Here is a 14,024-nt window from a genome sequence, read left to right as displayed (position 1 = left end):
GTAGGTGGTAATCTGGAAATTATAAATTTTCCACTTCAGCACGAAATGAAAGACCCATTTCCTTAAATCTAATTTTCACTTTCTCAAAAAAATCTCCAGACCAAAAAGTTTTCAAGTCAGCTTCTTCCAGGACATCCATCTCTGAGATTTTGAAGGTCTGCTCCATAGGTCCCAACTCAAACTTGATGATGTATTTATTATTCCAGGAGAACACGCTGATACGAATGTCCTCCTGGGTAAACTCTTGCACAACTCTCATTGAGCCGTTCTTACTTCTGAAGAAAAGGTAATGTTTGCCTTCAATGAAGAGGCAACGGAGCAGTATTTTTCCACAGAAAGCGCTACTACCTTTTCAAATTCTTCCTCCTTGGCATCTGGGGATATCAAGATGAACTTCATGTGAATATCTGTATAGAAAGCAGGAACGCCTTCATTTCTCTGTCCTTCAACTTCTACGATAAAGTCAGTAACAGTTTTACGTTTTTTCTTCATCATCAAAACCGCATCTACAGAGGCACATGAACCAAGTGCAGAAAGCAACATATCCATTGGAGATTGTGCTTTCTTGTCCTGTGGATCGTACATGTCGATCTGTACTACATTGCCCTGTGGGTTTACTGACTCATATTCGTGATCCGCCTTCATGCGAACTATTACATTTCTTTTTGCCATTTTCTTATCAATTTTTCAATCTTACAAGTTTAAATTTTCCAATTCAGATTACATATTCCGACGATATTGCCCGCCTACTTCGTAAAGTGCATGGGTGATCTCACCTAATGAGCAATACTTTGCAGCCTCCATTAGTTCCTCAAATATGTTCTCATTATTCACAGATACTTTTCTGAGTGCCTGCAAATGGTTTGTCACTAAATCAGGATTTGAAGCGTGTAAAGTTTGTAAGGTTTTTATCTGTGCTTCTTTTTCTTCTTTTTCCGCTCGGATCACTTCGCCTGGAGTTACCGTAGGAGAACCATCTGAGGACAGGAATGTATTTACTCCGATGATTGGATACTCACCGGTATGTTTCAGCATTTCGTAGTGCATGCTTTCCTCTTGGATTTTGCCACGCTGATACATAGTCTCCATAGCACCTAAGACTCCACCGCGCTCGGTGATTCTATCAAACTCTACATAAACAGCTTCCTCCACCAAGTCAGTTAATTCCTCGGTAATAAAGGATCCTTGGATAGGATTTTCATTCTTAGCCAGACCAAGTTCCTTATTGATAATCAGCTGTATAGCCATCGCCCTCCTAACTGATGCTTCAGTAGGCGTAGTAATCGCTTCATCATAGGCATTGGTATGCAAGGAATTGCAATTATCATAGATTGCGTACAAAGCCTGAAGTGTAGTTCTTATGTCATTGAAATCAATTTCTTGGGCATGGAGTGAGCGGCCAGAAGTTTGAATATGATACTTCAACATTTGAGAACGCTCATTTGCTCCGTACTTCAACCTCATAGCTTTTGCCCAAATTCTACGGGCTACTCTACCAATGACTGCATATTCTGGATCGATTCCGTTGGAGAAAAAGAAGGATAGATTTGGGGCAAATTGGTTGATGTCCATCCCACGGCTGACATAATACTCCACATAGGTAAAACCGTTGGAAAGTGTCAAAGCCAATTGTGTAATCGGATTCGCACCTGCCTCCGCGATATGATAACCTGAAATGGATACAGAATAGAAATTTCGTATGCTCTGATCGATGAAATATTGCTGCACATCTCCCATCAGTCGCAAGGAAAATTCGGTAGAGAAAATGCACGTATTCTGTGCTTGGTCTTCCTTCAGGATATCTGCCTGGACAGTCCCTCTAACTTTAGCGATGGTCTCTACTTTAATTTTTTGATAAATATCAGCTGGCAAAACCTGATCTCCAGTCACTCCCAATAGCATCAAACCTAAGCCATTATTTCCTTCTGGAACTTTCGCATTATAGGTAGGTCTTGGAAGGTTTTTATCTTTATAGAGTTGATCGATTTTTTGATCAACCTCTTTTTCCATTCCATTCTCTTTGATATAGACTTCGCATTGCTGATCTATGGCAGCATTCATAAAGAACGCTGTCATCGTAGCAGCGGGCCCATTTATAGTCATTGACACAGAGGTCATTGGATCTACTAGGTTAAAGCCAGAATACAATTTCTTCGCATCATCCAAACAGCAAATACTCACACCTGAATTACCTATTTTCCCATAGATGTCCGGTCTATGATCAGGATCCTCTCCGTACAATGTAACAGAATCGAAAGCAGTGGAAAGTCGCTTTGCGTCCATATCCTTGGACACATAATGGAAGCGCTTGTTCGTACGCTCCGGTCCGCCTTCTCCAGCAAACATTCGCGTTGGATCTTCACCTTCTCTCTTAAATGGAAAAACTCCAGCTGTGTATGGGAATTTGCCCGGAACATTTTCCCTCAAACCCCATTTCAATAAATCTCCCCAAGCTTCATACTTAGGCAGGGCAATTTTAGGGATTCTGGTATCTGAAAGTGAAGTTGAGAAGGTTTTAATCTTGATTTCTTTATCTCTAACCTTAAAAACATAAAAGTCCTCTGAATATTTAGCAGATTCTGAAGACCATTCTTCCAGCCACTTTTTATTCTTAGGATCAAATTCCAATTCCACCTGAGCATAGACTTCTTGAAGTTCTTTGATCAAACGATCTTTGTCAGCCACTTTCGTGTTTTGTATTGCTTCAATAGACTTTTTAATGCTATAGAGCTGTTGGGCAATCTCGCGTTGCTCCTCTACCCAAACATCGTAGTTTCTGTTAATTTCAGCAATCTCAGATAGATAGCGCGTTCTAGCCGGAGGAATAATGTATATTTTCTCTGAGCTACCAGCTGTTAATTCAACCTTGCTATCCATTGATGGATATTTTTCAGCGATCTTAGATATCACAGCGCCATAAAGCTGATTCATACCAGGGTCATTGAACTGAGAGGCTATTGTTCCAAAAACAGGAAGGTCCTCATCCTTTGTTTCCCACAAAAGATGATTTCGCTTAAACTGTTTTTTTACGTCTCTAATCGCATCTAAAGCGCCTCTTTTATCAAACTTGTTTAAAGCAATCACATCTGCGAAATCCAGCATATCAATTTTCTCTAATTGAGAAGCTGCTCCATATTCTGGTGTCATCACATAGAGAGAGATATCCGAATGTTCAATAATCTCTGTATCTGACTGACCAATTCCCGATGTTTCCAATATCACCATATCAAAACCAGCAGCCTTCACCGTATCCACGGCATCCTGTACGTAGCGTGAAAGTGCAAGATTGGATTGTCGCGTAGCTAATGAACGCATATAGACACGGGGATGATGAATCGCATTCATGCGAATTCTGTCTCCAAGCAATGCTCCACCAGTTTTTCGCTTAGACGGGTCAACTGATATGATTGCCAATGTCTTATCATCAAAGTCCATAAGAAATCTACGCACCAATTCATCCACCAAGGAAGATTTGCCTGCTCCACCCGTCCCAGTGATTCCCAACACAGGAGTATTAGATTCTTTACTTTGCTTTCTTACATTTTCAAGACGTGCAGCTGATTTCTCAGGGAAGTTTTCGAAAGCAGAAATAGCTCGCGCTACATGCTCCTTATTTTCCACATCGAGATCAAATCCCTCTGCAAACTCATCTCCTATCGCAAAATCACACTGACTTACTAGGTCATTTATCATTCCCTGCAATCCCAAGGATCGTCCATCATCTGGTGCATAGATTCTCGTGATGCCATATTCCTGCAGTTCACGAATTTCTTCAGGCAGAATAGTTCCTCCACCACCACCAAAAATCTTTACATGCGCTGCACCTTTTTCACGAAGCAAATCATACATGTATTTGAAAAACTCTACGTGTCCGCCTTGATAAGAGGTAATAGCGATAGCTTGAACATCTTCCTGAATTGCACAATCTACGATCTCCTGCACAGATCGGTTATGTCCTAAGTGAATCACTTCGCAACCTGTGGACTGAATAATCCGACGCATGATATTAATTGCGGCATCGTGTCCGTCAAAAAGCGAAGCGGCGGTAACTATTCTAATGTGATTTTTGGGTTTGTAGCTCTCAGGAATGATAGTCATGGAGTTGGATTTGTTAGATTGGTTTACAGTCTTCTAAAGCAAATATGATTTATGTCAGCTATTTGCTCATATCACAAATATAGCAATTAAAAAGGCGCTTCGCTTTCGTTATTACATGAAAAACGAAATATAATTTGGCTGGATGATATACGGATTTCCTGGTTTAGACCACCTTATATAAGAATTATCCCGAACTTCGAGGCTTGAATTAATTCAAATTTATATCTATTTCAGTCGCTATGATTAACTACGTCTCACCTGAAGTCGCTGTTGCTTCTATCCAAAGTCATCAACGTGTTTTCATCCATGGTAGCGCAGCTACACCTACCACGCTATTATATGCGCTAGCAGCTAGAAAGAATGAGCTGAGAGACGTAGAAATCGTTGCTATAACTACTTTAGGAGATATGCCTTTGGTGTCAGAAGATTGCAAGGACAGCTTTTATATGAACTCTCTCTTTGTATCTCAGAATGTACGAACTGCCGTCAATTCAGAGTATGGAGGATATATTCCAATTTTCCTAAGTGAAATTGGTCATCTATTCAGAAAAAATATTCTGAAGCTAGATGTGGCTATCATACACGTATCTGAGCCAGACTCACATGGGTTTTGCTCCCTAGGAACCTCTGTGGATGTAGCCAAACCTGCTGTAGAAACAGCACGCATAATTATCGCTCAAGTAAATAAGCAGATGCCACGAACGCATGGGGATGGTCAAGTTCACTTTTCTAAGTTTCATGCTGCTATTCATATAGACGAGCCACTACCTGTAGTAGATTATGGAGAGAAAATCACGGATATAGAGCGTCAAATCGGCAACCACTGTGCCTCACTAATTGATGATCGATCTACCTTGCAAATGGGGATTGGAGCTATACCGGATGCAGTTCTCGACTCATTGAAGCAACATAAAGACTTGGGAATTCATACCGAAATGTTTTCAAATGGCATCTTGGGTCTTCTTAGATCCGGCGCGATTACGAATAAATACAAGAAAAAACACCCTGGAAAAATCGTATCTGCATTTGTAACAGGCACTAAGGAACTGTACGATGCAATAGATGATAACCCTGAGTTCTCCTTCCATGAGGCAGCTTATGTCAATGATACGGCTGTGATCAGAAAGAACCCAAAAGTAATCTCTATCAACAGCTGCGTGGAAATGGATCTCACAGGTCAAGTCTGTGCGGACTCTATAGGTAGTTTTCAATATTCCGGTGTGGGAGGGCAGATGGATTTTATGCGTGGCGCTTCTCTTTCCGAAGGGGGTAAGCCAATCATGGCTTTAACATCAACCACTCGAAAAGGAACATCCAAAATAGTCCCATTCCTCAAAGAAGGAGCTGGAGTAGTCACCACCAGAGCACACATGCAGTACGTAGTAACAGAGCATGGAATGGTCAATCTCTACGGGAAAAACCTTCGTCAGCGGGCATATGAATTAATGCGAATTGCTCATCCTGATCATAGAGAGATGCTCGAGCGTGCTATTGTCGAGAGGTTTGGAAGCTTTGTTTATCCATTTAGATAAAAAGTGAGTTAATTAGTTCTTGGAGTTTTGATTTATTCTGCTTCTCTATAGATTAGCAAAATAATAAATAGCCCAAGACCTAATGTCCTCAAAACGATACGCATTTTTCCTTTCTATCACAGCCGCTTTGGGTGGCTTTTTATTTGGTTTTGACACCGCCGTAATTTCTGGTGCTGAGCGAGCCATCCAGGATGTTTGGAAATTAAATGACCTGACCCATGGTCTTGCTATCGCAATGGCTCTGTATGGAACTGTGATCGGAGCACTATTTGGGGGGATTCCTGCAGATAAGTTTGGGAGAAAAAAGTCCTTACTCTGGATCGGAGCATTATATCTGGTCTCAGCTATAGGGTCAGGAATGGCTCCAGATGAGTATTCCTTTATGTTTTTTAGATTTATAGGAGGATTAGGCGTAGGAGCTTCTTCGGTGGTCGCTCCCATGTATATTTCTGAAATCGCTCCTGCCAAAAACAGAGGCTTACTCGTTGCACTTTACCAATTCAACATTGTCTTTGGTATCTTAATAGCATATTTATCAAATTACCTGATTGGTACCGCAGGAATAGCCAACGACTGGAGATGGATGCTCGGAATGGAGGCTGTTCCAGCGTTGATCTACTCTGTGATGATTTTCAGAATCCCAGAAAGTCCACGTTGGCTTATTGCAAAGTTCAACGACGTAGTAGCAGCCAGAGAAATTTTAAGCAGAACTGATCCAGAAGGAGTTGATGAAGCTATCAGACTGGCAGTAATTGAAGAGCAAAGCATCAAGCAAAAAGGAAGTTTCGCAGCCTTATTCAGCAAAGCATTTTTGTCGACCACCATGCTCGCAATTTTTATCGCTTTCTTCAACCAAGTTTCCGGTATCAACGCAATCATCTACTTTGCTCCGCGAGTATTTGAAATGGCAGGAATTTCTACAGAATCAGCACTCTTTTCAACCATCGGAATAGGCGTAGTGAATCTACTGGCAACTTTTGTCGGTTTGTATTTGATCGATAGAATAGGTCGAAAAAAACTGATGTACATCGGCTCGATTGGATACATTATATCTCTCTCACTGATGGCTTATAATTTCCTCGTTGGTGGCATAGACAACTTCTGGCTACCAATCTTTGTCTTTGCATTCATCACTTCACATGCAGTCGGCCAAGGCTCTGTCATCTGGGTATTTATATCCGAAATATTCCCTAACGAACTTCGCGCGTATGGTCAGTCCATCGGAAGCTTTACACACTGGATTTTAGCTGCTTTGATAGCAAATGTATTCCCCTATTTCGCCAATCAATTTGGCCCGGGATACATCTTTGCATTCTTTGCATTGATGATGGTTTGGCAATTGTTTTGGGTCAAATACAAAATGCCAGAAACTAAAGGCCGTTCATTGGAAGAGATTCAACAAGATTTACATAACACCCATGCCACATAAAGTTGTCATATTCGGAGAGATGCTTTGGGATTGCCTTCCTTCCGGAGCTGTGCCTGGAGGTGCCCCCATGAATGTCACGCTCAATCTGCATCAATTAGGGTTAAATTCTAGATTGATTTCTGCCATAGGAAATGATTCCGACGGCAAGAACCTCATCGACTTCTTACAGACTTTTAATCTTCCTGTCGAACTGATACAGATTAATCAGGAGCATGAGACTTCAAAAGTTTTGGTAAATGATAACGACCCAGAAAACATCAAATACACCATTGTCTCACCTGTTGCTTGGGATTTTATCCAATGGAATGCTGAAATGGATGAAACAGTAGCTGCTTCAGATGCTTTTGTTTTTGGAACCCTTGGTGTAAGAAATACCGAAAGTCTTTCCACTCTACTCAAATTACTTCATCATAAGACTGTACGGATCTTCGATGTAAACTTCCGCCCTCCATTCTATGATTTTGAGATAATTGAGACGTTGTTAGGCTTTACAGATATTCTGAAAATCAACGAGGATGAGTTGGAGATTTTTGCAGACTATTTTGATATTGAGCCAAGTGTTAAAGATGTCTGTAGCCACCTAGACCAACATTTCCCGATGGATTTAATCTGTGTGACGCAAGGTTCGAAAGGTGCTTTAATCTACAAAGACGGCAAGATAACAGCTCATGAAGGCTACAAAGTACAAGTTGATGATAGTATAGGAGCTGGAGATGCATTCCTAAGCGGATTTATCAAAACCTATCTAGAGAATCTGCCACTTGAGCAAATTTTAGACTTTGCTTGCAAATTAGGTGCTTTCGTAGCCAGTAAAAAAGGTGGAACTCCCAGGTATGAGCTTAAAGACGTCACTTCTGTTAGTTAACTTTTACTCAACTTATGTAAAAGGTGAATTTTGTAAGAAGTAAGTAGGTTACCCCTCCACATTCCACACACTTTTCACTACTTACCTGTTACTTTTTACAATCAAAAACCTCCTCTAATCCGTTCAGCGATCTCAGCCAATTCCTCATTGCTCAACTTAAGTTTTGGGCGAGTAAAATTTATATCATCCATAGTTCGAAGCGGTACGAGATGAATATGTACGTGGGGAACTTCGAGACCAATCACCGCTACACCGATTCTAGTGCATTTGATGGTTTTGTCCATGGCTTTAGCAACTTGCTGCGCAAAAATGTGAAGTCCTGAGAGTACTTCTGGTTCCAAATCAAAAATGTAATCCACTTCTTTCTTTGGAACAACCAACACATGTCCTTTTACCAGAGGCATAATGTCTAAAAAAGCAAGGTAATTTTCATCCTCAGCAACAATGTGAGCTGGGATTTCTCTTTTGATGATTTTAGTGAAAATAGAAGCCATAAGGTATTAAAGTAAAAATCCCGACAAATGCCGGGATTGATTTAGAATGTAATATCTAATATTTCGAATTGAAGTGTTCCTGCTGGAGCAACAACTTCAGCAATATCACCTATTTTTTTACCTACAAGGCCTTTACCAAAGGGTGAGCCTAAAGAGATCTTTCCTGCTTTCAAATCAGCCTCTTGTTCAGACACCAACGTATAGCTAACAGTCATACCGTTTTTAACGTTTTTGATCGTTACTGTTGTCAAGATGCCTACTTTGGAAGTGTCCAACTGAGAGCTATCAAGAACTCTAGCATTGCCGACTACATTTTCCAGTTTAGCAATTTTAAGTTCTAAGTGACCTTGAGCATCCTTTGCTGCATCGTATTCAGCATTTTCGCTCAAATCACCCTTATCTCTTGCCTCAGCAATCTGAAGTGATATATCAGTTCTTCCTTTGGTTTTTAGCATTTGAAGCTCGTCTTTCAAACGCTTCAAACCTTCTTCAGTGTAATATTGTATTTCTCCCATTTTCGGCTCTTGTTAATTGCTACAAAAACAAAGTAACGGTCTCAAAACGGGACCGTTACCTTGTTATCAAGCATTTATTTGACTACAAAGATAACAAAGCTTTGAAAGAAACCAAAGCCAGTAATCCATTCTTCACTTAGTTCAATAATTTCAATTTATTAAATCAAAAATTGAGATGATCTTCATAAGAACATCCATAATTCCACCGTACATAATAGGCATCTATGTTATTCTGGCTGTATTCCACGCCTCCACCCATTCGTTTTTTTCACAGATAATACAGGATTCTGTATCATTGACTTTAGCGGGCTTTAATTCTCCACAATGTTTACAACTATAGCTATTTTCTGAGAAAAACTCATCACAAGGAAAATCATAAACGTCAGGTAAAATTGGTAAACCTAGAATCACCTTTTCATCAGAGAAAAAGAAGATGCTTAAATCACCTGAGGTCTCTAAATAGGCTGATTCCACCTGCCCCAAATGCGTAACACTTTTCTGACGCAGTTGAGTGAAGAGCTCATCGTAAGCTAAAGACTCTTTTCGGAATGACTTGTATATAATCTTACCATTCTCGATCAGCTTTACCGGTACTCCTTCAACAAATGCTTCAACTTTTTTGAATCTTCCTGTCAAATAAGTTATCAACTTATAAAGACTGATAACTATAATAAATACTAATATTGCGGGCAGTAGTGCTACATCATTGTAAAACATTGGATCACCAGCGGCTGATCCTAAGGATATTATTATAGCTAATTCAAAAATTGAAAGTTGTTTAATGCCCCTCTTCCCTGATAATCTCAGGACAAAAAGCACTATGAAAAACATTATCGTAGTCCGAACAAATACCTCTGCTAGAAATGAATAAGGTATTTCTTCTCCAATTAGAAGTCGCCTTAGGTCGAACAGCTCAATTGATTCTTTTGACTCCATAGCTAGTTTACATAAAATGATGGCGCCTCCTATCGACTGTGGCGCATGCTGATGCTACATTTTTTAGATGCAGTATCTATTTTGGGTTTACGTTTAAGACCACTATGGGAACATTACACGTAGCAAACTTGCGGCAACCGGCAGCCGGTCAAAGGAGGCATCATCACTTTTCTAAATTCTAATATCTAGATTTTATTAATTTGAAGATTTTCTTTTCCCATCCTCATCATATACCATAGTGATAGATTGTTCGCCTTTAACCATGAATGTCACTTCGTAATAGGTGATTGAATTCTCTTCAAACTTCCTTTTGCTAGTAATTTTATCAACTGATAGTGCATTGTCATTATCAATTACTTCAAGCACTTTAGAAGGCAGTTCAATTGATTGTGTCTGATCCATAGCTTCCGGAAGTAATGTGCCATCATGCTTGACGATATTAGTATCTGATTTGTGCATTTCACCACTCATTTTATTTTGAGCTTCAACGCTGTCTTCGTAAGCGCTGTCTGATTTTTCGCCACAAGAAACAGTTAGGACTGCAATTGTAGCTAGGCTGAGAAATAAATTAGATTTCATAATTGATGTGCTTTTTTAAATATTCTTAGTTGGAAAAACTTGCTAGTGTAATTCTAAATCAAATTCTCACCCAAATTTTCAATTCACGCTTATGTGAAAGTTTCTATACCTCTTTTCCAACTAGTCTAAGAAGAGAATTTACCTTAAATGTGCTCTTCAAACTCCATACAAAGCATTTTAATATTTAAAGCTTTAACCTATTTTCAAAATATAGATATGCTTTGGTAAACTGAAGGGCAATAAAATAGGTAAGATGAAAGAGTAATTCAAAAAGTTGATTAGTAATAAAGATCTCTTATTGAACCATCCATTGCCCAAAAGGTGGATGCCCAGTCATTCAATATTTCTTATTTGAGACCTACAATAAAACTTCAATTCTCAATGAATTTATCACCCCACTGAATTTGTAACAAAACCATTAGGACACCACAAAAAACGCTGAGATTTGCTTTCGTTAAAAATATTAAAAAGCTGATTTGATCTTATTCACTAATACCTTGTTGATCTTTTCATAAGATTCATACGTCCAGCCAGCTACATGTGGACTAAATAGCACATTCTTTCTCGCTGCTAATTTTTCAAATTCTGCTTTTTGCTCTTCAGAAAACTTTTGAAACTTCTCATTTTCCAAGACATCAAGCAAAGCTCCTCGCAAGATCCCTTGATCCAGAGCTTCGTTCAAAGTCTTAAAACTGATCACTTCTCCTCTAGCTGTGTTAATTAGCCAAAAGGGTTTTGCAAAACTCTGAAGCTCTTTCAATGTGAAAAAATCCCGAGTCTCAGGGGTAAGTGGCACGTGAATACTCAAAATATCAGCTTCTGCTTTCAGCTTTTCCCATGTCACTTCATGAAAGAAGTCCTCTTCAAAATCTTTTTTATACTTATCATATGCTAGGATATTCACATTAAAGCCTCTAAGTCTTCGGGCGAAAGATTTACCCATATTGCCAAAACCCATGATGCCTACTGTTTTGCCCATCAACTCATGGCCTCGGTTGCCCTCTCGATCCCAAATACCTTTACGGACTTCTTGGTCAGATTTTCCCAGGTTATTAAACAGCGCCAGAAGCATCCCAACAGCCTGTTCTGCCACAGCATCCCGGTTTCCTTTTGCGGCATGAAATAGCTTAATATCTCTCTCAGCCATGTACTCCAAGTCAATCTTATCCAAGCCTGCTCCTGCTCTACCAATAAACTTTAGCTTCGTCGCTCGCTCTAAAAGCTCACGGTCCATGGGGGTTTTTGACCTGATAATTAGCCCATCGAATTCAGCTACCGTGGCCATGATTTCAGCTCGGGTGATCTTTGGCGAATAGACCATCTCATGTCCTTCATTCTGCAGTAAAGGCATGATACTCTCGTGCATCTCGTCAATGATAAGAATCTTCATTTTCTGTAAGAATTAAATATTCAGTAAGGACATCGCTACTAAAAAATAAACGGCAAGCCCAATTAAATCATTTGCAGTAGTGATAAATGGCCCTGAAGCTAAGGCAGGATTCACTCCAAATTTATCTAACACAATAGGTGTAATTGTTCCCATAAATGACGCTAGTAGCACGACAGAGAATAAGGCTATGGATACAACCAAGGCAAATGCAACCTCATTGTGATAGATCAACACAACCACGCCAAAGACGAAAGTGGCCAAAATCAACCCATTCAGCATTGCAACAAGCAATACTTTGAGAAATCGTTTTGCCAAGGAATCATCAAATATTGATTTATTAGCTAGAGACTGAACGACCAGAGAGGATGACTGAATTCCCACATTCCCACCTGTTGCAGTGATTAGTGGAATAAAGAATGCGAGTGCAGTCACTTTACTTAGTCCCTCCTCGAAGAAGCCAATAAATCCAGCTCCCAACAGACCACCACAAATACCAATTAACAACCAAGGAAGCCTAGCTTTGGTGAGTTTCAGTACGCTATCGTATTCATCCACCGCATCAGAAATACCGGTCATCGCCTGCATATCTTCCTCTGCTTCCTCTCGGATCACGTCCAAAATATCATCGACGGTGATTCTTCCCACCAATTTGTTCTTGCCATTGATCACTGGCACAGATTCCAAATCGTACTTACGCATGATCTCAGCAACCTCCTCTTGATCCATGTACGTTGGAACGGAGATCACTTCCTCTTCAAAAATATCTTCAATCTTAGTGTCTTCTGATGCTAGCACAATCCGCTTGAGGGATACGATTCCCATCAATTGTTGCCGATTATCCACCACGAAAATGGAATAGATCTTACTCACGTTCTCTGCCTGACGACGAATCTCATTGATTGTCTGCACCACATTCCAGTTCTTGTTGGCACGTATATATTCCTTTGCCATGATACCACCAGCCGTATCTTCGTCATAGCGCAGGAGTTCGAGGACCTGATCAGACTTTAATTTATCCTGAAAGTGGCTGATGATATCTTCTCGCTCTCTTTCTAAGAAAAGATTCAGAATATCCGCACCATCATCTGAGTCCATCAACTCGATCAGATTCGCCATTTCTTGTACATCCAGTTCCTTCAGAACTCTATGCTGATTTGTAGCTTCCAGCTCTATGATAATATCAGCTGCAAGCTGAGCTTCAAGTACACGAAGCACAAAAATCGATTCCTCCATCGATAGCTCATCCAAGAGTGCCGCTATATCAGCAACATTCACTCCATCTAAGGACTCTTTGATGAAATTCAAATCTTGGGCTTCGATCGCCTGTTGAAGGCTTTCTAAGTACTCTTTTGAAAGTTCAAACTGCTTAATGATTTCCACGAGAGGCTTCGATAGTTTGGGTTAAGAATATAAATTCAGCAACGTCCAATTGCTCAGCGCGCAAATCCAAGATAGGGTTTGAATTAAAGTCAGCAGGAAGATTAAAAGGCTTCATACAGTTTCTTAGTGTTTTTCGGCGATTACCAAAACCAGCCTTTACAACCTGCTTGAAGAGTTTCTCATTACAATCCAGTCTTTGTGTCGCATTTCGAGTCAATCTAATCACACCAGAATTGACTCTAGGAGGAGGGTCAAACACATGCGGAGGAACGGTAAACAGATATTCTATATCGTAGAAAGCTTGCAAAAGCACGGATAAAATTCCGTAGTCTTTATTTCCTTTAGGCGAAGCTATACGCTCTGCCACTTCCTTCTGTAGCATGCAGACTACCTCTGTCACCTGATCTTTAACTTCCAGAACTTTAAAGAAAATTTGTGAAGAAATATTGTAAGGAAAGTTGCCAATAATTGCAAACTTCTCTTGAAATACATCTGCTAAGTTCATTTTCAGAAAATCACCTTCGATGATTTTATCTCCTAATTCAGGGTATTTTTTATTTAGGTAAGCGATAGATTCTTTATCAATGTCAATAAGATATAAATCAAGATTTCCTTTCAAAAGGTAATCTGTAAGCACCCCCATACCAGGTCCAATCTCCAATACTTTGGTGACTTCGTGATGACCCTTGACCGCCTGCGCTATTTGCTCCGCAATACCTAAATCAGTCAAAAAATGTTGTCCCAGGTGTTTCTTGGCTTTGACCTTTTCCATCTGCTAGCTCTGATTATTTTTTATAAATTGCGAA

At 40.0% G+C, this 14,024-nt stretch carries 13 protein-coding genes; 3 read left to right on the top strand and 10 right to left on the bottom strand.

Features of this window, described 5'->3' with window-relative positions; all coding sequences use genetic code 11:
• Window positions 1-19: 19 nt before the first annotated feature.
• From BVH02_RS14825 to BVH02_RS14815, 3 genes are read right to left on the bottom strand one after another with little or no spacing between them, the layout of a single operon-like run.
• On the bottom strand, window positions 20-259 hold the full coding sequence (locus BVH02_RS14825; protein ID WP_086502249.1) for a hypothetical protein: 240 nt from the start codon (window positions 257-259) through the stop codon (window positions 20-22).
• The gene (locus BVH02_RS14820) at window positions 256-672 is read right to left on the bottom strand and encodes an OsmC family protein (protein WP_086502248.1); all 417 of its coding nucleotides are present in this window, start codon (window positions 670-672) and stop codon (window positions 256-258) included. Before BVH02_RS14820 ends, BVH02_RS14825 begins: the two co-directional genes overlap by 4 nt.
• Window positions 673-720: 48 nt before the next feature.
• Window positions 721-4,098: a methylmalonyl-CoA mutase family protein gene (locus BVH02_RS14815; RefSeq protein ID WP_086502247.1), complete on the bottom strand. Its 3,378-nt coding sequence runs from the start codon at window positions 4,096-4,098 to the stop codon at window positions 721-723.
• Between the two features lie 239 nt (window positions 4,099-4,337).
• Between BVH02_RS14815 and BVH02_RS14810 the strand changes: the two genes are divergently transcribed.
• The 3 genes from BVH02_RS14810 (at window position 4,338) to BVH02_RS14800 (ending at window position 7,924) form a co-directional block, all read left to right on the top strand.
• Complete coding sequence (locus tag BVH02_RS14810) at window positions 4,338-5,630, top strand: acetyl-CoA hydrolase/transferase family protein (protein WP_086502246.1); 1,293 nt, start codon at window positions 4,338-4,340, stop codon at window positions 5,628-5,630.
• Between the two features lie 82 nt (window positions 5,631-5,712).
• Complete coding sequence (locus BVH02_RS14805) at window positions 5,713-7,059, top strand: sugar porter family MFS transporter (protein WP_086502245.1); 1,347 nt, start codon at window positions 5,713-5,715, stop codon at window positions 7,057-7,059.
• Window positions 7,049-7,924 (top strand): carbohydrate kinase family protein, encoded by an 876-nt coding sequence (locus BVH02_RS14800; protein WP_086502244.1) that lies wholly within the window; start codon window positions 7,049-7,051, stop codon window positions 7,922-7,924. Before BVH02_RS14805 ends, BVH02_RS14800 begins: the two co-directional genes overlap by 11 nt.
• Before the next feature lie 101 nt (window positions 7,925-8,025).
• Here the strand turns inward: BVH02_RS14800 and BVH02_RS14795 are convergent, their stop codons facing one another.
• The 7 genes from BVH02_RS14795 to rsmA all read right to left on the bottom strand — a co-directional run bounded on the left by BVH02_RS14795 (window position 8,026) and on the right by rsmA (window position 13,990).
• Window positions 8,026-8,418, bottom strand: a complete 393-nt coding sequence (locus BVH02_RS14795; RefSeq protein ID WP_086502243.1) for an HIT family protein — start codon at window positions 8,416-8,418, stop codon at window positions 8,026-8,028.
• A gap of 41 nt (window positions 8,419-8,459) precedes the next feature.
• Window positions 8,460-8,933 carry a transcription elongation factor GreA gene (gene greA / locus BVH02_RS14790; protein ID WP_086502242.1) on the bottom strand — a complete coding sequence of 158 codons (474 nt, stop codon included), beginning with the start codon at window positions 8,931-8,933 and terminating at the stop codon, window positions 8,460-8,462.
• Between the two features lie 222 nt (window positions 8,934-9,155).
• A complete protein-coding gene (locus tag BVH02_RS14785) occupies window positions 9,156-9,869 on the bottom strand; it encodes a DUF421 domain-containing protein (protein WP_086502241.1) in 714 nt (237 codons plus the stop codon).
• A 195-nt stretch (window positions 9,870-10,064) separates the two neighbouring features.
• Window positions 10,065-10,448 carry a hypothetical protein gene (locus BVH02_RS14780; RefSeq protein WP_086502240.1) on the bottom strand — a complete coding sequence of 128 codons (384 nt, stop codon included), beginning with the start codon at window positions 10,446-10,448 and terminating at the stop codon, window positions 10,065-10,067.
• A gap of 463 nt (window positions 10,449-10,911) precedes the next feature.
• Entirely contained in the window at window positions 10,912-11,838 is a 927-nt protein-coding gene (locus BVH02_RS14775) for an NAD(P)-dependent oxidoreductase (RefSeq protein ID WP_086502239.1), read from the bottom strand.
• Between the two features lie 12 nt (window positions 11,839-11,850).
• Complete coding sequence (gene mgtE / locus BVH02_RS14770; RefSeq protein WP_086502238.1) at window positions 11,851-13,218, bottom strand: magnesium transporter; 1,368 nt, start codon at window positions 13,216-13,218, stop codon at window positions 11,851-11,853.
• Window positions 13,205-13,990, bottom strand: a complete 786-nt coding sequence (gene rsmA / locus BVH02_RS14765) for a 16S rRNA (adenine(1518)-N(6)/adenine(1519)-N(6))-dimethyltransferase RsmA (RefSeq protein ID WP_086502237.1) — start codon at window positions 13,988-13,990, stop codon at window positions 13,205-13,207. Before rsmA ends, mgtE begins: the two co-directional genes overlap by 14 nt.
• Between the last annotated feature and the right edge of the window lie 34 nt (window positions 13,991-14,024).

Origin of the sequence: Algoriphagus ratkowskyi (assembly GCF_002150505.1) — a bacterium.
Classification (GTDB): domain Bacteria; phylum Bacteroidota; class Bacteroidia; order Cytophagales; family Cyclobacteriaceae; genus Algoriphagus; species Algoriphagus ratkowskyi.
The sequence above is the reverse complement of the archived record's forward strand: the minus strand, read 5'-3'. Positions and strand labels throughout refer to the sequence as shown.

Excerpts from the sequence above, each read along its gene's own strand:
- BVH02_RS14825 (WP_086502249.1), bottom strand. The coding sequence starts at position 259 with ATGAGAGTTGTGCAAGAGTTTACCCAGGAGGACATTCGTATCAGCGTG.
- BVH02_RS14820 (WP_086502248.1), bottom strand. The coding sequence starts at position 672 with ATGGCAAAAAGAAATGTAATAGTTCGCATGAAGGCGGATCACGAATAT.
- BVH02_RS14815 (WP_086502247.1), bottom strand. The coding sequence starts at position 4,098 with ATGACTATCATTCCTGAGAGCTACAAACCCAAAAATCACATTAGAATA.
- BVH02_RS14810 (WP_086502246.1), top strand. The coding sequence starts at position 4,338 with ATGATTAACTACGTCTCACCTGAAGTCGCTGTTGCTTCTATCCAAAGT.
- BVH02_RS14805 (WP_086502245.1), top strand. The coding sequence starts at position 5,713 with ATGTCCTCAAAACGATACGCATTTTTCCTTTCTATCACAGCCGCTTTG.
- BVH02_RS14800 (WP_086502244.1), top strand. The coding sequence starts at position 7,049 with ATGCCACATAAAGTTGTCATATTCGGAGAGATGCTTTGGGATTGCCTT.
- BVH02_RS14795 (WP_086502243.1), bottom strand. The coding sequence starts at position 8,418 with ATGGCTTCTATTTTCACTAAAATCATCAAAAGAGAAATCCCAGCTCAC.
- greA (WP_086502242.1), bottom strand. The coding sequence starts at position 8,933 with ATGGGAGAAATACAATATTACACTGAAGAAGGTTTGAAGCGTTTGAAA.
- BVH02_RS14785 (WP_086502241.1), bottom strand. The coding sequence starts at position 9,869 with ATGGAGTCAAAAGAATCAATTGAGCTGTTCGACCTAAGGCGACTTCTA.
- BVH02_RS14780 (WP_086502240.1), bottom strand. The coding sequence starts at position 10,448 with ATGAAATCTAATTTATTTCTCAGCCTAGCTACAATTGCAGTCCTAACT.
- BVH02_RS14775 (WP_086502239.1), bottom strand. The coding sequence starts at position 11,838 with ATGAAGATTCTTATCATTGACGAGATGCACGAGAGTATCATGCCTTTA.
- rsmA (WP_086502237.1), bottom strand. The coding sequence starts at position 13,990 with ATGGAAAAGGTCAAAGCCAAGAAACACCTGGGACAACATTTTTTGACT.